This window comes from Pseudomonas sp. NFACC45, assembly GCF_900113505.1.
GTDB classification, from domain to species: Bacteria; Pseudomonadota; Gammaproteobacteria; order Pseudomonadales; family Pseudomonadaceae; genus Aquipseudomonas; species Aquipseudomonas tehranensis.
In genome coordinates, this window is record NZ_FOPO01000009.1 from 226360 (window position 1) to 245591 (window position 19232).

Annotated in this window: 15 protein-coding genes; 12 read left to right on the plus strand and 3 right to left on the minus strand. The window is 61.4% G+C overall.

Going from position 1 to position 19232, the window contains the following annotated elements:
• Window positions 1-57 precede the first annotated feature (57 nt).
• Genes BM132_RS18185 through BM132_RS18195 form a run of 3 tightly spaced genes read left to right on the plus strand, consistent with a single transcriptional unit; the run spans window position 58 to window position 3640 of the window.
• Window positions 58-1959, plus strand: a complete 1902-nt coding sequence (locus BM132_RS18185) for a two-component sensor histidine kinase AauS (RefSeq protein WP_092457487.1) — start codon at window positions 58-60, stop codon at window positions 1957-1959.
• Window positions 1956-3284, plus strand: a complete 1329-nt coding sequence (locus tag BM132_RS18190) for a two-component response regulator AauR (RefSeq protein ID WP_092457490.1) — start codon at window positions 1956-1958, stop codon at window positions 3282-3284. The genes BM132_RS18185 and BM132_RS18190 overlap by 4 nt, the downstream gene beginning before the upstream one ends.
• A 26-nt stretch (window positions 3285-3310) precedes the next feature.
• On the plus strand, window positions 3311-3640 hold the full coding sequence (locus BM132_RS18195) for a GlpM family protein (RefSeq protein WP_173407518.1): 330 nt from the start codon (window positions 3311-3313) through the stop codon (window positions 3638-3640).
• A gap of 191 nt (window positions 3641-3831) precedes the next feature.
• Here BM132_RS18195 and BM132_RS18200 read toward each other — a convergent pair whose 3' ends face one another.
• The gene (locus BM132_RS18200) at window positions 3832-4446 is read right to left on the minus strand and encodes an NAD(P)-dependent oxidoreductase (protein WP_092457493.1); all 615 of its coding nucleotides are present in this window, start codon (window positions 4444-4446) and stop codon (window positions 3832-3834) included.
• Between the two features lie 59 nt (window positions 4447-4505).
• Window positions 4506-5384: an MBL fold metallo-hydrolase gene (locus BM132_RS18205; protein ID WP_092457496.1), complete on the minus strand. Its 879-nt coding sequence runs from the start codon at window positions 5382-5384 to the stop codon at window positions 4506-4508.
• Between the two features lie 112 nt (window positions 5385-5496).
• On the opposite strand from BM132_RS18205, the gene BM132_RS18210 reads away from it, so the two are divergent.
• From BM132_RS18210 to BM132_RS18245, 8 genes are all read left to right on the plus strand, one after another.
• Window positions 5497-6402 (plus strand): LysR family transcriptional regulator, encoded by a 906-nt coding sequence (locus BM132_RS18210; protein ID WP_092457499.1) that lies wholly within the window; start codon window positions 5497-5499, stop codon window positions 6400-6402.
• Window positions 6403-6621: 219 nt separating this feature from the next.
• Window positions 6622-8130 (plus strand): sigma-54-dependent transcriptional regulator, encoded by a 1509-nt coding sequence (locus BM132_RS18215; protein WP_092393237.1) that lies wholly within the window; start codon window positions 6622-6624, stop codon window positions 8128-8130.
• Between the two features lie 427 nt (window positions 8131-8557).
• Entirely contained in the window at window positions 8558-8941 is a 384-nt protein-coding gene (gene gcvH, locus BM132_RS18220) for a glycine cleavage system protein GcvH (RefSeq protein WP_092457502.1), read from the plus strand.
• A 10-nt stretch (window positions 8942-8951) separates the two neighbouring features.
• Complete coding sequence (gcvP, locus tag BM132_RS18225; RefSeq protein WP_092457505.1) at window positions 8952-11801, plus strand: aminomethyl-transferring glycine dehydrogenase; 2850 nt, start codon at window positions 8952-8954, stop codon at window positions 11799-11801.
• 195 nt (window positions 11802-11996) lie between these two features.
• The gene (locus BM132_RS18230) at window positions 11997-13373 is read left to right on the plus strand and encodes an L-serine ammonia-lyase (RefSeq protein WP_092457508.1); all 1377 of its coding nucleotides are present in this window, start codon (window positions 11997-11999) and stop codon (window positions 13371-13373) included.
• Between the two features lie 39 nt (window positions 13374-13412).
• Window positions 13413-14537, plus strand: coding sequence for a glycine cleavage system aminomethyltransferase GcvT (gcvT, locus tag BM132_RS18235; RefSeq protein ID WP_092393249.1), 1125 nt, complete (start codon window positions 13413-13415; stop codon window positions 14535-14537).
• A gap of 393 nt (window positions 14538-14930) precedes the next feature.
• Window positions 14931-15143, plus strand: a complete 213-nt coding sequence (locus BM132_RS18240) for a cold-shock protein (protein WP_092393252.1) — start codon at window positions 14931-14933, stop codon at window positions 15141-15143.
• A gap of 94 nt (window positions 15144-15237) precedes the next feature.
• A complete protein-coding gene (locus BM132_RS18245; RefSeq protein WP_092394867.1) occupies window positions 15238-15726 on the plus strand; it encodes an RDD family protein in 489 nt (162 codons plus the stop codon).
• A 232-nt stretch (window positions 15727-15958) separates the two neighbouring features.
• Here BM132_RS18245 and nadA read toward each other — a convergent pair whose 3' ends face one another.
• Entirely contained in the window at window positions 15959-17017 is a 1059-nt protein-coding gene (gene nadA / locus BM132_RS18250; RefSeq protein WP_092457511.1) for a quinolinate synthase NadA, read from the minus strand.
• A 478-nt stretch (window positions 17018-17495) separates the two neighbouring features.
• On the opposite strand from nadA, the gene BM132_RS18255 reads away from it, so the two are divergent.
• Entirely contained in the window at window positions 17496-19229 is a 1734-nt protein-coding gene (locus BM132_RS18255; protein ID WP_092457514.1) for a copper resistance system multicopper oxidase, read from the plus strand.
• Window positions 19230-19232 lie beyond the last annotated feature (3 nt).

Here is a 19232-nt window from a genome sequence, read left to right on the forward strand (position 1 = left end):
TCCCACAAGGGACTGCGGTACTTCGGTAAGTGTTGTGGTTGACCCAAGGCTTCTGTGATGAAATGCGACCCCACTCTCTATCGCGCCGCGCCGCCATCACTTGCCGTGAAGCCCCGTCTGATTCGCCATCTGTTCCTGCCGCCACTGATCATTGCCCTGATGATCGGCCTGGGTTACCTCGGCTTCTGGATCAGTGAGCACTACGGCATTCGCGGTCTGGGCGAGAACGGCGAGCGCCAGTTGGAACTGCACGCCCGTGCGGTCGAGAGCGAGATCAGCAAGTACACCTACCTGCCCAGCCTGCTGGAGCTTGAATCCAGCGTTTCGCAACTGCTCGACGATCCCACGCCCGAGCACCGCAAGACTGTTAACGAATACCTCGAAGGCCTGAACCGGCGCAGCCGCAGTCGGGCCATTTACGTGATGGACACCACAGGTCGGGTCATGGCGACCAGCAACTGGCGCGACGTCGACAGTTACCTGGGTGAAGACCTGTCCTTCCGCGCCTATTTCCAGAACGCCGTACGCGGTCAGCCCGGGCGCTTCTATGGCATCGGCAGCACCAGTGGCGAGCCTGGCTATTACCTGGCCCATGGCCTGGAACAGCAGGGCAAGATCATCGGCGTGGCGGTGGTCAAAGTGCGCCTGGAAGCCATGGAAGAGCGCTGGCAACGCGCGCGCCTGGAAGCCTTCGTCAGCGACGAAAATGGCATCATCATTTTGTCCAGCGATCCGGCGCGACGGCTCAAATCCGTGCGACCTTTGAGCGACGAAACCAAGGAGCGCCTGGCCCGCAGCCTGCAGTATTACTGGTTCCCATTGAACGAGCTGATTCCCCTGGCTCGCGAACGACTGGCCGAAGGCATGGAAAAACTGACCTTCCCGGCCAACGCTGAGCTGGTGTCCGACGAACGGGCCATCAGCTATCTGTCACAGACCCGCCCCTTGAGCGACACGCCCTGGAACTTCACCCTGCTGACGCCCCTTGAAGACCTGCGTCGCCAGGCGATCAACCAGGGCATCCTGGTGGCCGTGGCCTTCGCCCTGGTGGCTTTCCTGCTGATCGCCTGGAACGAGCGGCGCAAGGTCATCGCCACTCGCCTCGCTGCCCGGGAAGCCTTGCAGGAAGCCAACAATCAGCTCGAACGTCGGATTACCGAACGCACCACCGACCTGCGGGCCAGCAATGAACGGCTCAAGGGCCAGATCCGCGAACGGCGGCAGGCCGAAGAGACGTTGCGCCGGGCCCAGGACGAACTGGTGCAGGCCGGTAAGCTCGCCGCCATCGGCCAGATGTCCACCAGCATCGCCCATGAACTCAACCAGCCGCTGGCCGCGTTGCGTACCTTGTCCGGCAACACCGTGCGCTTCCTGGAACGGGGTCAACTGGATATCGCCAGCGCCAACCTCAAGACCATCAACGACCTGATCGACCGCATGGGCCGGATCACCGCCAGCCTGCGCTCCTTTGCCCGACGCGGCGACGATCAGGGCCGGGCCAGCCTTGGCAAGGCAGTCGAAGCCGCGCTGCAACTGCTGGGTGGACGCCTCGAAAGCCTGAAGATCCAGGTGCATGCCGGTTACGACGACGTGCAGGTACAGATCGACCAGACGCGTCTTGAACAAATCCTGGTGAACCTGATCGGCAACGCCCTGGACGCCATGCAGAGCCAACCCGAGCCGCGGCTGTGGCTTGAAGGCACTGCCTCGGATGACAAATATCGCCTGCGGGTGCGAGACAACGGCCATGGCATCGATCCCGAGGCACGCAAGCATTTGTTCGAACCGTTCTTTACCACCAAACCCGGCGAACAAGGCCTTGGCTTGGGCCTGACCCTCTCGGCAAGCCTGGCCGCCGCCGCGGGTGGCCATCTGGGCGTCGAGCACCCCACCGAAGGTGGAACCACTTTTATCCTCAGTTTACCGTTGGTAAGCCCTTTACCTGCCGAGCAGCCATGAACAACGACCTGAGCGTACTGATCGTCGAGGACGACCCGCATGTCCTGCTGGGCTGCCAGCAGGCCCTGACCCTGGAAGACATTCCCTGCATCGGTGTGGGCAGCGCCGAAGAGGCCCTGGAGCGGGTCGGCGATGACTTTGCCGGCATCGTCATCAGTGACATTCGCCTGCCGGGCATCGATGGCCTGGAGCTGCTGACCCGCCTCAAGGCCCGGGACCGCAGCCTGCCGGTGGTGCTGATCACTGGCCACGGCGACATTTCCATGGCCGTGGGTGCCATGCAAAAAGGCGCCTATGACTTCATGGAGAAACCCTTCTCCCCCGAACGCCTGGTGGACGTCGCCCGCCGCGCGCTGGAACAACGCAGCCTGGCCCGGGAGGTTTCATCGCTGCGCCGGCAACTGGCCGAACGCGACTCCCTGAAAGGCCGGATCATTGGCCGTTCACCGGCCATGCAGCACCTTCGAGAGCTGATCGCCAACGTGGCCGACACCTCGGCCAACGTTCTGATCGAAGGAGAAACCGGCACCGGCAAGGAACTGATCGCGCGCTGCCTGCACGACTTCAGTCGGCGCCATAGCAAACAATTCGTCGCGCTGAACTGCGGCGGCCTGCCGGAAAACCTCTTCGAAAGCGAGATTTTCGGCCATGAAGCCAATGCCTTTACCGGTGCCGGCAAACGCCGGATCGGCAAGATCGAGCACGCCGACGGCGGCACGCTGTTTCTCGATGAAGTAGAGAGCATGCCCCTGCCCTTGCAGATCAAGTTGCTGCGGGTGTTGCAGGAACGCACCCTCGAGCGCCTGGGCTCAAACCAGAGCGTGGCGGTGGATTGCCGGGTCATCGCCGCCACCAAATCCGATCTGGACGAACTGGGCCGGGCCGGGCAGTTTCGCAGCGACTTGTATTACCGTCTCAACGTGGTGACTCTGGAACTGCCGCCACTGCGCGAGCGCCGCGAAGACATTCTGCAACTGTTCGAGCATTTTCTGCAGCAGTCGTCCCTGCGCTTCGACCGCACCGTGCCGGAGCTGGACAACCAGACGCTGTCCAACCTGATGAGCCACGACTGGCCGGGCAACGTGCGGGAACTGCGCAACGTTGCCGAACGCTATGCACTGGGCCTGCCGGCCTTCAAGAAGACGGGGGCCAGCGGCGCCAGCCAGGGCCTGGCCTTCGCCGAAGCGGTAGAAGCCTTCGAACGCAACCTGCTGGTGGACGCCCTGCAACGCAGCGGTGGCAACCTGACCCAGGCCAGCCTGGAGCTAGGCATGGCCAAAACCACGCTGTTCGACAAAGTCAAAAAATATGGCCTGAGCCATTAACCTGGGGCAGTAGACCTGTGGACCTGATTTTCAAAGCAGCGCTCGGTGCCGCGGTGGTGGTCATCCTGGCGATGCTCGCCAAGACCAAGAACTATTACATCGCCGGACTGGTGCCACTGTTTCCCACCTTCGCCCTGATCGCCCACTACATTGTTGGCAAGGGCCGTTCAGTGGACGATCTGAAAACCACCATCGTGTTTGGCATGTGGTCGATCATCCCCTATTTCGTGTACCTGGCCACACTGTATGTGATGGTCGACCGGATGCGCCTTGAAGCTTCGCTGGCCGTGGCGGCGGTGGCGTGGCTCATGGCGGCGACGGTGCTGGTCAGCGTGTGGATGAGACTCCACAGCTGACCCCGTAGGAGCTGCCGAAGGCTGCGATCTTTTGACCTTGACCTTGATCTTGATCTTGATCGTTCGCTCGCGACTCAATTGCCAGGGGCAAGATCGCAGCCTCGTTGCACTCGACAGCTCCTACAGTTCGCGCAGGTCAGAGAGTTCGTGCAGGTTGTGCAGGTCAGAAAGTTCGTGCAGGTGGTGCAAGATCAATAACCGACGGTAAAGCGCTGCCGCGAAAACTGCGGCGTCTCCACTTCATCGATCATTGCAATGGCGTAATCGGCAAAGCTGATCCAACTGCGCCCGGTGCCATCGAACAGCAGGTGATCCTTGCCGATACGAAACTGCCCGGTGCGCTCGGTCTCGACGAACTCCGCCGAGGGCGAGAGGAAGGTCCAGTCCAGGTCCTCCTCCTTGCGCAGTACGTCCAGGAACAATGCGCCGGCACTGGCTTCAGCAAGGTATTCCTCAGGAAAGCCCTCGCTGTCGATCACTCGATTGTTGTCCGGCAACAGCAACGAACCGGCTCCGCCCACCACCAGAAGCCGCTTGACCCCGGCCGCCTTCAAGGGGGCGATGATCTTGTCGGCCGATACGGTGGAGAAATGGGCCGCGCTGATCACCACGTCATGGCCGGTCACCGCTGCGGTCAACGCCTCGCTGTCCAATACATCCAACTGCTGGCAGACCACACCGGCCCGCTCGCCGATTTTTGCGGTGTTACGGGCAATGGCCGTCACGCTGTGACCGCGACGCAGGGCTTCTTCCAATAACTGGCTGCCAGCCCGACCGGTGGCGCCGATGATTGCGATTTTGCTCATGATGTTCTCCGTTGGTTAGCGATGTTTGAAAGACAGGCTGATGTGGCGCTACAACCGAATCACCACTTCATCTCACCCTTGGCCACCTTGGCACTAAGCTCCAGGGAGCTGTCTTCCCCAAGATCGGGGTAGCGCTGCTTCATGGCGGCGATCAGGGCAGCGGAATCCTTGGCTTTGGCGGTTTCCTCGTCGAAGGCCTCGATGTAGTCGGCGGTGAATTTCACCGGCGCCAGGGACCGGGCGCTTTCACCCAGGTAATGGCCGGGAACCACGGTGTTCGGTTGCAGTTTTTCAATGCCCTCCAGCGTCGCCAGCCAATCCTTGCGGGACTGCGGCGTCTGCGTGTCGGCCATCCAGACGTGAATGTTCTCAGCCACCACGACGCCGCCGACCACAGCCTTGATCGACGGGATCCAGACGAAGCTGCGGTCCGGTTGCGGGCCATCAAGACCGATGATCTGCAAGCGCTTGCCCTCCAGGATCAGGCTGTCGCCCTTGAGCACCTGGGGCACAATCGCTTTGCTCGGCGCATCAGCCTTGAGGATCGGCCCCCAATATTTCAACTTGCCGTCCAGGGTGTGCTTGATGTGTTCGACGGTCGGCGCGGATGCCAGCACCTTGGCCTTCGGGAACGCGGCGGACAGAGTCTCCAGACCAAAATAGTAGTCGGGATCGCCGTGGCTGATGTAAATCGTGGTCAATTGCTTGCCGCTGGCGCGGATTTTCTGCACCAATTGTTCGGCCTGAGACTTACCAAACTGGGCGTCCACCAGAATCGCCTCTTTTTCTCCACTGACCAATACCGAAGTCACCGGGAACACTGCCGCTGCGCCGGGGTTATAGACATCCAGCGCAAGGTCGGCTGCCCAGGTGTTGGCCGCAAAAATCATCGAAGCGCTGGTCAGCAGCAGACGCTTGAATAAGGTGGATCCGGTCATGTTGTGCTCCGTTGTGCATAAGCCCGATTGGCAATGAGCGCAGCTTAGTGACCTGACTCGTTTCAAAAAATGCGATGCTTGGACATAGTTTGTTTCTGAAATCGGGCAAATCATGGATCGTCTACACGCAATGCAAGTGTTCGTCGCGGTGGTGGAGTTGGGCAGTCAGTCGGCGGCAGCCGAACACCTGGAGCTGTCGCGACCGGTGGTGTCACGGTATCTGGCGGAACTGGAAGACTGGGTCGGAGCCCGGTTGATGCACCGCACCACCCGCAAGCTGAGCCTGACGGCTGCGGGCCTGGAAATCCTGCCGCGCTGTCGGCAGATGCTGGAGCTGTCCGGCGACATGCAGGCCGCCGTCAGTACGCCGGACGATGCGCCCCGTGGCATGCTGCGCATCAGCACCAGCACCTCGTTCGGCCAGGCCCAACTGGCGGCGGCCATGGCCGAGTTCGTCGGGCGTTATCCGGGGGTCAGCATCGACCTGCAAATGCTCGATCGCACGGTGAACCTGGTGGACGAACGCATCGACCTGGCGATCCGCATGAGCAACGACCTTGACTCGAACCTGATTGCCCGGCGCTTGACGGTTTGTCGCTCGGTGATCTGCGCCTCACCCGCTTACCTGCAGGAACATCCGGCGCCACAGCGGGTCGAGGACCTGAGCCGGCACAACTGCCTGACCCACTCCTACGTCGGCAGGAGCCTGTGGCATTTCGAGCAAAACGGCGAGCAGGTCTCGGTGCCGGTGCAGGGCAACATCAGCGCCAACGAGGCCAGCACCCTGCTGCGGGCCACCATGGCTGGCGCCGGGGTGGCGATGCTGCCCAGCTACCAGGCGGGCACGCACATCCAGAACGGCGAGCTGATCCGCCTGCTGACCCACGCCGAACCCCGGAAAATGAACATGTACGCGGTGTATGCATCACGCAAGCACATGCCCTCGGCACTGCGCAGCCTGCTGGATTTTTTGGTGCTCAAGTTTCCCGAGACGCCGGAGTGGGATATTGGGTTGTAAACCCTGGCCTCACCGAGATCCCTGTGGGAGCGAGCCTGCTCGCGATGCGCATTAGCATTAGCATTCAACACAGAGGCTGACTGATTCACCGCTATCGCGAGCAGGCTCGCTCCCACAGAAGTTATCTGTACAGCCTCAAGTCATGCGCCAGGATTTCACCAATAGCCCGCCCCAAGGCATACTGGCCACCCTCCGTATTCCAGAACCCAAAACCGCCCCATGCGTATCCACGTCAGTTTCATCGACCGCGTCGGCATTACCCAGGAAGTCCTGGCTTTGCTCGGTGGGCGCAATCTCAATCTGGATGCGGTGGAGATGGTGCCGCCCAACGTCTACATCGACGCCCCGACCCTCAGCCCGCAGGTGCTGGACGAATTACGCGAGGCGCTGTTCAGCGTGCGGGGTGTGCAGGCAGTCACTGTGGTGGACATCCTGCCAGGCCAGCGTCGGCACTTGCAGCTCGACGCCCTGCTCGCGGCCATGACCGACCCGGTACTGGCCCTGGACAGCGCCGGCCACGTGTTGCTGGCCAACCCGGCGCTGATCGCCCTGTACGGCCGTGAACCGGCCGGAGAAAGCGTTGCCGAGCTGTTCGGTGACGAGGCCCTGTTGGGGGCTTTGCTGGAGAATGGTTTCCGCCTGCCGCTGCGGGAAATCACCCTCAACGGCCAGACTCTGCTGCTGGACGCCACGCCCATCACGAACGCCGGTGCGTTGCTGACCCTCTATCAGCCAAACCGCATCGGCGAACGCCTGTCGGCGCTGCACCACGACCACGCCGAAGGGTTTGACGCGCTGCTCGGCGAATCCCCGGCGATCCGCACTCTCAAGGCCCGGGCCCAGCGGGTGGCGGCGCTGGATGCACCTTTGCTGATCCAGGGTGAAACCGGCACCGGCAAAGAGCTGGTGGCTCGGGCCTGCCACGCCATCAGTGCCCGTCACGGCGCGCCGTTCCTGGCCTTGAACTGCGCCGCACTGCCGGAAAACCTGGCCGAAAGCGAGCTGTTCGGCTACGCCCCCGGCGCCTTCACCGGGGCGCAACGGGGGGGCAAGCCAGGGCTGATGGAACTGGCGAACCAGGGCACGGTATTTCTCGATGAAATCGGCGAGATGTCGCCTTACCTGCAAGCCAAACTGCTGCGGTTCTTGAACGATGGCAGCTTCCGTCGGGTCGGCGGCGACCGGGAAATCAAGGTCAATGTGCGCATTCTCAGCGCGACCCACCGCAACCTGGAAAAAATGGTCAGCGAAGGTTCGTTCCGCGAAGACCTGTTCTATCGCCTGAACGTGCTTAATGTCGAAGTGCCGCCGCTGCGTGAACGCGGCCAGGACATCCTGCTGCTGGCGCGCTACTTCATGCAGCAGGCCTGTGCGCAAATCCAGCGCCCGGTCTGCCGCCTGGCCCCCGGCACCTACCCGGCGCTGCTGGGCAACCGCTGGCCGGGCAATGTGCGGCAATTGCAGAACGTGATCTTCCGCGCCGCGGCCATTTGTGAAAGCAGTCTGGTGGACATTGGCGACCTGGACATTGCCGGCACTTCCGTGGCGCGCCAGGGTGACGTGGAAGTCGAGAGCCTTGAGCAAGCCGTGGAAGCCTTCGAAAAACACCTGCTCGAAAGCCTCTACGTCAACTACCCCTCCACCCGCCAGCTCGCCAGCCGCCTGCAAACCTCCCACACCGCCATTGCCCATCGGTTGCGCAAATACGGGATTTCCGGCAAGCCATAGACCCGCTGCTGCCCTCTGTGGGAGCGAGCCTGCTCGCGATAGCGATGTATCGTCAACATCAGTGCTGGCTGACCCACCGCTCTCGCGAGCAGGCTCGCTCCCACAATGAGCTGCATCGCATGCGGAAACGCCTCAAAAACGACCTCCATCTGTACTGAAAGCGCTACAGTGGAATGATATCGCTACAGCGGTCGCCAAACAGCGCTGTGCAAGGCTTTGATCCCACTAGGGTTTTATCCGGGCGTGGATCTGTAGCGATTTCGCTACAGACAGAACCACGCACTCTTGGCCAAAACAACTCAATTCATTGATATTTAAATACTTTTTTGTATTGGCCGCATTCTTGCTAAGGATATAACCATTCGGCCGGGCCAAGCCCCGCGCCTTTCTTCGCGTCCACCAGACGAATCTGGCCCCAGGAGTTTCCATGAGCGAGTTGCGTTTCACTGAAGATCACGAATGGCTGCGCACTGAAGCCGACGGCAGCGTTACCGTCGGTATTACCGCGTTTGCCCAGAACGCCTTGGGCGATGTGGTCTATGTTCAGTTACCGGAACTGCAAAACTACGCCAAGGGTGACGAAGCCTCTACCGTGGAATCGGTAAAAGCCGCCAGCGGTGTGTACATGCCGCTGGACGGAGAAGTGCTGGAAGTGAACCCGGCCCTGGAAAGCAATCCGGAACTGGTCAACGAAGATCCGCTGGGTGCAGGCTGGTTTTTCCGATTCAAGCCCGCCGACGCCAGCCAAGTTGGCCAACTGCTGAATCAGGACGCCTATGACCGCCTGATCAAAGCCAACGCCGAAGCCTGAGGAGCGCAACATGACCGTTAATCTCGGCACCGCCAACGAATTCATCGCCCGCCACATCGGCCCGCGGGCCAGCGACGAGCAAGCCATGCTCGAGCGCCTGGGCTACGACTCCCTGGAAGCGTTGAGCGCCAGCGTCATTCCGGAAAGCATCAAGGGCACCAGCGTGCTGGACATGGGCGACGGCCAGAGCGAAGCCGATGCACTGGCCTCGATCAAGGCCATCGCCGGCAAGAACCAACTGTTCAAGACCTACATCGGCCAGGGCTACTACAACTGCCACACGCCAGCGCCGATTCTGCGCAACCTGCTGGAAAACCCGGCCTGGTACACCGCCTACACCCCTTACCAGCCAGAAATTTCCCAGGGCCGTCTGGAAGCACTGCTGAACTTCCAGACCTTGATCAGCGACCTCACCGGTCTGCCGATCGCCAACGCATCCTTGCTGGACGAAGCCACCGCCGCCGCCGAGGCCATGACCTTCTGCAAGCGCCTGAGCAAGAACAAGAGCAGCAATGCCTTCTTCGCTTCCCGCCATTGCCACCCGCAAACCCTCGATGTGCTGCGCACCCGTGCCGAGCCCTTGGGCATTGAGGTGGTGGTGGGCGACGAACGCGAACTCACTGACGTCGCCAGCTTCTTCGGCGCGCTGCTGCAATACCCGGCCAGCAACGGTGACCTGTTCGATTACCGTGAATTGACCGAACGCTTCCATGCCGCCAACGCCCTGGTCGCTGTCGCCGCAGACCTGCTGGCCCTGACCCTGCTGTCGGCACCGGGTGAGTTCGGCGCCGACGTGGCCATCGGCAGCGCCCAGCGCTTCGGCGTGCCATTGGGCTTTGGCGGCCCGCACGCGGCGTATTTCTCCACCAAGGATGCCTTCAAGCGCGATATGCCTGGCCGCCTTGTGGGTGTTTCCGTGGACCGTTTCGGCAAGCCGGCCTTGCGCCTGGCGATGCAGACCCGCGAACAACACATCCGCCGCGAGAAAGCCACGAGCAACATTTGCACTGCCCAGGTCTTGCTGGCCAACATCGCCAGCATGTACGCCGTGTATCACGGCCCTAAAGGCCTGACGCAAATCGCCAACCGCATCCACCACCTGACCGCGATCCTCGCCAAAGGCCTGGGCGCATTGGGCCTGAGCGTTGAACAAGACAGCTTCTTCGACACCCTGACCCTGCACACCGGCGCGCAAACCGCCGCCCTGCACGACAAGGCGCGTGCCCAGCGCATCAACCTGCGCGTGGTGGACGCTGAACGCCTGGGCTTGTCCCTGGACGAAACCACCTCCCAGGCTGACGTCGAAACGCTGTGGAGCCTGTTGGCCGACGGCAAGGCCCTGCCGGACTTCGCCGCCCTGGCCGCCACCGTGCAAAGCCGCATCCCGGCCGAGCTGGTGCGCCAGTCGGCAGTCCTCAGCCACCCGGTGTTCAACCGCTACCATTCCGAAACCGAGCTGATGCGCTACCTGCGCAAGCTCGCCGACAAGGACCTGGCCCTGGATCGCACCATGATCCCGCTGGGTTCCTGCACCATGAAGCTCAATGCCGCCAGCGAAATGATCCCGGTGACCTGGGCCGAGTTCGGCGCCCTGCACCCATTCGCCCCCGCCGAGCAGAGCGCCGGCTACCAACAACTGACCGACGAGCTGGAAGCCATGCTGTGCGCCGCCACCGGTTACGACGCGGTGTCGTTGCAACCCAACGCCGGTTCCCAGGGTGAGTACGCCGGTCTGCTCGCTATCCGCGCCTATCACCAGAGCCGTGGCGAAGACCGTCGCGATATCTGCCTGATCCCATCGTCGGCCCACGGCACCAACCCAGCTACCGCCAACATGGCCGGCATGCGTGTGGTCGTGACCGCCTGCGATGCGCGCGGCAACGTCGACATCGAAGACCTGCGGGCCAAGGCCACCGAGCACCGCGAGCACCTGGCGGCGCTGATGATCACCTACCCGTCCACCCACGGTGTGTTCGAAGAAGGCATCCGCGAAATCTGCGGCATCATTCATGACAACGGCGGCCAAGTGTACATCGACGGCGCCAACATGAACGCCATGGTCGGCCTCTGCGCGCCGGGCAAGTTCGGCGGCGACGTGTCGCACCTGAACCTGCACAAGACCTTCTGCATTCCTCACGGCGGTGGCGGCCCGGGTGTCGGCCCGATCGGCGTCAAGTCCCATCTGGCGCCGTTCCTGCCAGGCCATGCCAACATGGAACGCAAGGAAGGCGCGGTGTGCGCGGCGCCGTTCGGCAGCGCGAGCATCCTGCCGATCACCTGGATGTACATCCGCATGATGGGTGGCGCTGGCCTCAAGCGTGCCTCGCAACTGGCGATCCTCAACGCCAATTACATCGCCCGCCGCCTGGAAGAACACTATCCGGTGCTCTACTCCGGCAGCAACGGTCTGGTGGCTCACGAGTGTATTCTCGACCTGCGCCCGCTCAAGGACAGCAGTGGCATCAGCGTCGATGACGTGGCCAAGCGCCTGATCGACTTCGGCTTCCACGCGCCGACCATGTCGTTCCCGGTGGCCGGTACGCTGATGATCGAGCCGACCGAAAGCGAATCCAAGGAAGAACTGGACCGCTTCTGCGACGCCATGATCTGCATCCGCGAAGAAATCCGTGCGGTGGAAAACGGCAGCCTGGACAAAGACGACAACCCACTGAAAAACGCCCCACACACCGCCGCGGAAATCGTTGGCGAGTGGACCCACCCCTATAGCCGCGAACAAGCGGTGTACCCAGTGGCCTCGTTGATCGATGGCAAGTACTGGCCGCCGGTGGGCCGGGTCGACAACGTGTTCGGCGACCGCAACCTGGTCTGCGCCTGCCCGTCGATCGAAAGCTACGCTTGACCTGTGGAGGGGGCGAGTAGTCGCCCCTCAACAAACCGCAGATCCCCTGTGGGAGCGAGCCTGCTCGCGATAGCGGAGTGTCAGTCAACATCTATGTCAACTGCCACACCGCTATCGCGAGCAGGCTCGCTCCCACACGGAATCCATGTAGACCCTCAATCGTCGATCCTCATAAAAAGAAACCGGAGAAACACCATGTCGTTAAGCGTGTTCGACCTGTTCAAAATCGGCATCGGCCCCTCCAGTTCCCATACGGTCGGCCCGATGCGTGCCGCTGCCCGTTTCGTCGAAGGGCTGCGTCGTGATGACCTGCTCAACGCCATCACCAGCGTCAAGGTCGAGCTCTACGGCTCACTCGGCGCCACCGGCAAAGGCCACGGCAGTGACAAGGCCGTGCTGCTGGGCCTGGAAGGCGAACACCCGGATACCGTGGACACTGAAACGGTCGACGCCCGCTTGCGCGAGATTCGCAGCAACGGGCGCCTGAACCTGCTGGGTGAACACTGCATTGAATTCAACGAAAAACTGCACCTGGCGATGATTCGCAAGCCGCTGCCCTTTCACCCCAACGGCATGATTTTCCGCGCCTTCGACGCGGCGGGCCTGCAGGTGCGCAGTCGCGAGTATTACTCGGTAGGCGGCGGTTTTGTCGTCGACGAAAGCGCTGCCGGTGCCGACCGTATCGTCGAAGATGCCACCCCCCTGACCTTCCCGTTCAAAAGTGCCAAGGACTTGTTGAGCCACTGCACCACCTATGGTTTGTCCATCAGCCAGGTGATGCTGACCAACGAAAGTGCCTGGCGCCCCGAAGCCGAAACCCGCGCCGGCCTGTTGAAGATCTGGCAAGTGATGCAGGATTGCGTGGCGGCCGGCTGTCGCAACGAAGGCATCCTGCCGGGCGGGCTGAAGGTCAAGCGCCGGGCTGCGGCGCTGCACCGCCAGTTGTGCAAGAACCCCGAAGCCGCCCTGCGCGATCCATTGTCGGTGCTGGACTGGGTCAACTTGTACGCCCTGGCGGTCAACGAAGAAAACGCCTACGGCGGCCGCGTCGTCACCGCTCCAACGAACGGTGCGGCGGGGATCATCCCGGCCGTGCTGCATTACTACATGCGCTTCATCCCTGGAGCCAATGAAGACGGCGTCGTGCGATTCCTGCTGACCGCCGCCGCCATCGGCATCCTGTACAAGGAAAACGCCTCCATCTCCGGCGCCGAAGTAGGTTGCCAGGGTGAAGTCGGCGTGGCCTGTTCCATGGCCGCCGGCGCCCTGTGCGAAGTGCTCGGCGGTACCGTGCAGCAAGTGGAAAACGCCGCCGAGATCGGCATGGAACACAACCTCGGCCTGACCTGCGACCCCATCGGTGGCCTGGTGCAGGTGCCGTGCATCGAGCGCAATGCCATGGGCTCGGTGAAAGCCATCAATGCGGTGCGCATGGCCATGCGCGGCGACGGCCATCACTTCGTGTCCCTCGACAAAGTCATCCGCACCATGCGCCAGACCGGCGCCGACATGAAAAGCAAATACAAGGAGACCGCCCGCGGCGGTCTGGCGGTCAACATCATCGAATGTTGATGCGCTTGCCTCACTTCTACATTTTTTCCAGGAGCTGATATGTCCACCGAACAACTGCTGAAGACCCCATTGCACGCCCTGCACCTCGAACTCGGCGCCCGCATGGTGCCATTCGCCGGCTATGACATGCCGGTGCAATACCCATTGGGCGTAATGAAAGAGCACCAGCACACCCGCGATCAGGCCGGGCTGTTCGACGTGTCCCACATGGGCCAGATCCGTTTGAGCGGCGCCGACGCCGCCAAAGCGCTGGAAACCCTGGTGCCGGTGGACATCATCGACCTGCCGGTGGGCATGCAGCGCTATGCGATGTTCACCAACGAAAACGGCGGCATCCTCGACGACCTGATGGTCGCCAACCTGGGCAACAACGAGCTGTTCCTGGTGGTCAACGCGGCCTGCAAGGACCAGGACCTGGCCCACCTGCGCGCCCATATCGGCGATCAGTGCAGCATCGAGCCGCTGTTCGAAGCCCGCGCCCTCCTCGCCCTGCAAGGCCCGGCCGCCGTCACCGTGCTTGCGCGCCTGGCGCCAGACGTGGCGAAGATGACCTTCATGCAGTTCCAGCGCGTCACGCTGCTGGGCATGGACTGCTTTGTCAGCCGTTCGGGCTATACCGGTGAAGACGGTTTTGAAATCTCCGTACCCGCCGCCGATGCGGAAAAACTGGCCCGCGCGCTGCTGGCCGAACCGGAAGTGGCCGCCATCGGCCTTGGCGCCCGCGACTCCTTGCGCCTGGAAGCCGGCCTATGCCTTTACGGCCATGACATGAACACTGAGACGACGCCAATCGAAGCCAGCCTGCTGTGGGCCATTTCCAAAGTGCGACGTGCCGATGGCGCCCGCGCTGGGGGGTTCCCTGGGGCTGAAACGGTGTTTGCCCAGCAACAGGGCGGCGTGAAGCGCAAACGTGTTGGTTTGCTGCCCCAGGAGCGCACGCCCGTGCGCGAAGGCGCTGAGGTCGTTAACGAGGCAGGCGAGATCATCGGTACGGTTTGCAGTGGCGGTTTCGGCCCATCGCTGGGCGGACCATTGGCGATGGGTTATCTGGACAGTGCCTATGTCGCACTGGACACGCCAGTTTGGGCCATGGTGCGTGGGAAAAAGGTGCCTTTGCTTGTAAGCAAAATGCCATTTGTGCCACAACGCTACTACCGCGGCTGATTGACTGTTTCTATACGTAACGCGGTTGCGTTATACGTGCACTAATGTGTAACGCAACCGCCATAAAAAGGTGCATCTACTCGTATTGGAATTGCACCTATAACGATTCAAAACAATTGAACTAGTCTATCAATAAGCCCAGCCCCGCAGCCCCTGCAAATGCCAGAATACCGAGCAAATACGGGCCCTTCAGAGGGGGTTGTTTTTTTGTTCCTAGTTGGCGTAGAGTCTGATCACTGTGTTTGCATGGGTCGCTTGGAATCGTGACCTGGGCAGTAGCTTATGAAGTTTGCTACATCCCGTTCGACGTCTCTTACTTTCCTGCAACCCAGCCCCAGTACTCTTTCATATGGAAGAGGCTGTCATTAATTTAGCGTCAAAGGAAATAAGAAAATGGCTGATCGTCAGAATGGTATCGTCAAGTGGTTCAACGACGAAAAGGGTTTTGGTTTTATCACGCCTGACAACGGTCCGGATCTGTTCGTACATTTCCGCGCTATCCAGGGCACCGGCTTCAAAAGCCTGAAGGAAGGCCAGAAAGTCTCTTTCGTAGCTGTGCAAGGTCAGAAAGGCATGCAGGCTGACGAGGTTCAGACCGAAGGCTAAAGCTTTCGAGAAACAAAAAAGCCCCTGATTGATATCAGGGGCTTTTTTATGGGCGTAAATCCGTAAAATGGCTTCTTTTTCGGCCGAGACTGTCATGCCCAAACACCTGCTCATCCCCCAAGGCGAGTTCCCTCCCGCCACCCTGGGCCGTCGCCTGGCCGCGATGTTCTATGACTTTTTGCTGTGCACGGCCCTGCTGATCGTCACCGGTGGCGTCTACAAGATGATTCAGATGGCAATCATCGGCGAAGAAAAAATGCGCGCCCTCACCGATGCCGGCGCCCTGGACGGCGATCCTCTGCTGTCTACCGTGCTGCTGTTCGTGCTGTTCGGTTTCTTCGCCAAGTTCTGGACCCACAACGGCCAGACCCTGGGCATGCAGGTGTGGTGCATCCGCGTGCAGAACGCCGATGGCACGGCCATCAGCCTGTGGCAGGCGCTGTTGCGGTTTGTGGTGTCGATTGCATCACTGCTGCTGGTGGGGCTGGGTTTTATCTGGTCGCTGTTCGACAAGCGCAAACGCACCTGGCATGACATCTACTCGGATACCCAGCTGGTGCGGGTTCCCAAGAAGGCCAAGTAAGAACCTGCTCCCGCTCGGCTGCGCGTAGGATGCGTAGGAGCTGCCGAAGGCTGCGATCTTTTGATCTTTCGCTCAGGATTCAATTGCCTGGGACAAGATCGCAGCCTCGTTGCACTCGACAGCTCCTACACCGCAGTACCGAGGGAGCACGCTTGCACGCCACACAAAGCCCCTCAGCTCTCGGAACCTTCCAACAGCTTTGAACCTTTGGAAAGCCTCTATCTTTCAATAATCAAGCATTGCCCGCCAGCTTCATCCGCGCCGCCTGGGTGAAGTCCAGCATACGCTTGAGCGGGCGAATGGCCTGGGGGATCAGCGCCGGGTCGACGAAGATCTCGTTGGTGCCTTCCTGCAGGCTCTTGAGCGTGCGCTCCAGGGTATTCATCGCCATCCACGGGCAGTGCGCGCAACTGCGGCAGGCCGCGCCGTTGCCGGCCGTGGGGGCTTCGATGAAGACCTTGTCGGGGCACAACTGCTGCATCTTGTAGAAGATGCCACGGTCGGTCGCGACGATCAGCGTTTTGTTCGGCAGGCTTTGGGCCGCGGCGATCAACTGGCTGGTGGAGCCCACCGCATCGGCCAGTTCAATCACCGAGGTCGGCGACTCAGGGTGCACCAGGATCGCGGCGTCCGGGTACAGCGCCTTCATGTCCTCCAACTGCTTGGACTTGAACTCTTCATGGACGATACAGGCGCCGTCCCAAAGCAGCATGTCGGCACCGGTCTTGCGCTGGATATAAGTGCCCAGGTGCTTGTCGGGGCCCCAGATGATGGTCTCGCCGTTGTCCATCAGGCTCTCGACGATTTCCAGTGCGCAACTGGACGTCACCACCCAGTCGGCCCGGGCTTTGACCGCCGCCGACGTGTTGGCATAGACCACCACGGTACGCTCCGGGTGCTGGTCGCAGAACGCCGCGAACTCTTCCACCGGGCAGCCCAGGTCCAGGGAGCACGTGGCCTCCAGGGTAGGCATCAACACGCGTTTTTCGGGGTTGAGGATCTTGGCGGTTTCGCCCATGAACTTGACCCCGGCCACCACCACGGTCTTGGCCGGATGGGCGTTGCCGAAGCGGGCCATTTCCAGGGAGTCGGACACACAGCCCCCGGTCTCTTCGGCCAAGGCCTGGATGATCGGGTCGCAGTAGAAGTGCGCGACCAGCACCGCATCCTGAGCCTTGAGCTCGGCGGCGATGGCGGCGCGGTACCAGGCCTCTTGCTCGGCGGTCAGCGGCTTGGGCTGCTTGGCGTCGAGATGGGCCTGAACCAGAAGGCGTTCGGAAATTTGCGTCATGTTCGCAAGACCTGCAGGCGCGTTTTGCGCGAAAGTCGAGTATACACCCGGCTCTGGACCACTCGGGTACCGCCGGGAAAGTGGGTATCAATCAGGCACGGTATAGCGTGAAGCCGGCAAGGCTACAGAATAACCCGTCGTTGCAAAAGATCATTCTGACCTGTGCCACGCCCCAGAACCGGACGCGGCCCACCGTGGCGAGGGAGCTTGCTCCCGCTGGAGCGCGTAGCGGCCCTCCAGACCTGCCATCTTGACCCGCCAGATGTGTTGTACCCAGCTTTTTTTGGGGCTGCTTCGCAACCCGGCGGGAGCAAGCTCCCTCGCCACAAAAGCCCGTTCACGCCGATGGATAAGCGCCTCACTCAAGCTGACTGAAATGTAATCACCTGCCCGGCCGGCTTATGTCATCTTCTGTTCACACCGGCACCGGGCAATGCCCTGTACTCGCTACAAAATCGACTGACGGACTTCAAACGGCATGCAATCAAATACTTCCCGGCGAACCTTCGTAAAAGGCCTGACTGCCGGCGGCATCCTGGGTGGCCTGGGCTTGTGGCGCGCGCCCGTCTGGGCGGTCACCAGTGCTGGCCAACCCAACGTACTGACAGGCACCGAGTTCGACCTGTTCATCGGCGAAAGCCCGGTCAACTTCACCGGCAATCCGCGCATCGCCCAGACCATCAACGGCGGCATCCCCGGCCCGCTGCTGCGCTGGCGTGAAGGCGACACCGTGACCCTACGGGTACGCAACCGTTTGAAGGACCCAACCTCCATCCACTGGCACGGCATTCTGCTGCCGGCCAACATGGACGGCGTGCCGGGACTGAGCTTCAAGGGCATCGAGCCCGATGGCATGTACGTCTATCAGTTCAAGGTCCGGCAAAACGGTACTTACTGGTACCACAGTCATTCCGGCTTCCAGGAACAATCCGGGGTCTACGGCCCACTGGTAATCGACGCCAAGGAGCCCGAGCCCTTCGAGTACGAGCGCGACTACGTGGTGATGCTCACCGACTGGACTGACGAAGACCCCGCCGATGTCATCGGCAAGCTCAAGAAACAATCGGACTACTACAACTACAACAAACGCACCGTCGGTGATTTCATTGACGATGTCGGCAAGAACGGCTGGGCCGCCACCGTGGCCGATCGCAAGATGTGGGCCGAAATGAAGATGAACCCCACCGACCTGGCCGACATCAGTGGCGCCACCTACACCTACCTCATGAACGGCCAGACGCCGGAAATGAACTGGACCGGTCTGTTCAAACCCGGCGAACGCCTTCGCCTGCGCTTGATCAATGGCTCCTCCATGACCTACTTCGACGTGCGCATCCCCGGCCTGAAAATGACCGTGGTGGCGTCCGACGGACAGTACGTCAAACCGGTGAGCGTCGATGAGCTGCGCATCGCCGTGGCCGAAACCTATGACGTTATCGTCGAGCCAAGCGAAGAAGCCTATACGCTGTTTGCCCAATCGATGGATCGCACCGGGTACGCCTGCGGCACCCTGGCGACCCGTTCCGGTCTCTCGGCAACGGTGCCGCCGCTGGATCCACGGCCATTGGTCACCATGGACGACATGGGCATGGGCGGTATGGATCATGGATCGATGCAGGGCATGGCGGGCATGGATCACAGTCAAATGGCGGGGATGGACCACGGCTCCATGCAAGGCATGGACGACGGGCTGTCCCATCCAGACTCCGAGAAAGACAATCCGCTGGTGGACATGCAGGCCATGAGCGTCAGCCCCAAACTCGACGACCCGGGCATGGGCCTGCGCAACAACGGTCGCAAGGTCCTCACCTACTCGGACCTGCGCAGCACATTCCCCGACCCCGACGGGCGTGAACCGGGCCGCACCCTCGAACTGCACCTGACCGGCCACATGGAGAAATTCAGCTGGTCGTTCAACGGCGTGAAGTTCTCCGATGCCGCGCCGCTGCTGCTCAAGTACGGCGAGCGCCTGCGCATCGTGCTGATCAACGACACCATGATGACTCACCCCATCCACCTGCACGGTATGTGGAGCGATCTGGAGGACGAGAATGGCCAGTTCATGGTGCGTAAACACACCATCGATGTGCCGCCGGGTTCCAGACGCAGTTACCGGGTCACCGCCGACGCCCTCGGACGCTGGGCCTATCACTGCCACTTGCTGTTCCACATGGAGATGGGGATGTTTCGTGAAGTTCGGGTGCAGGAATGAGGA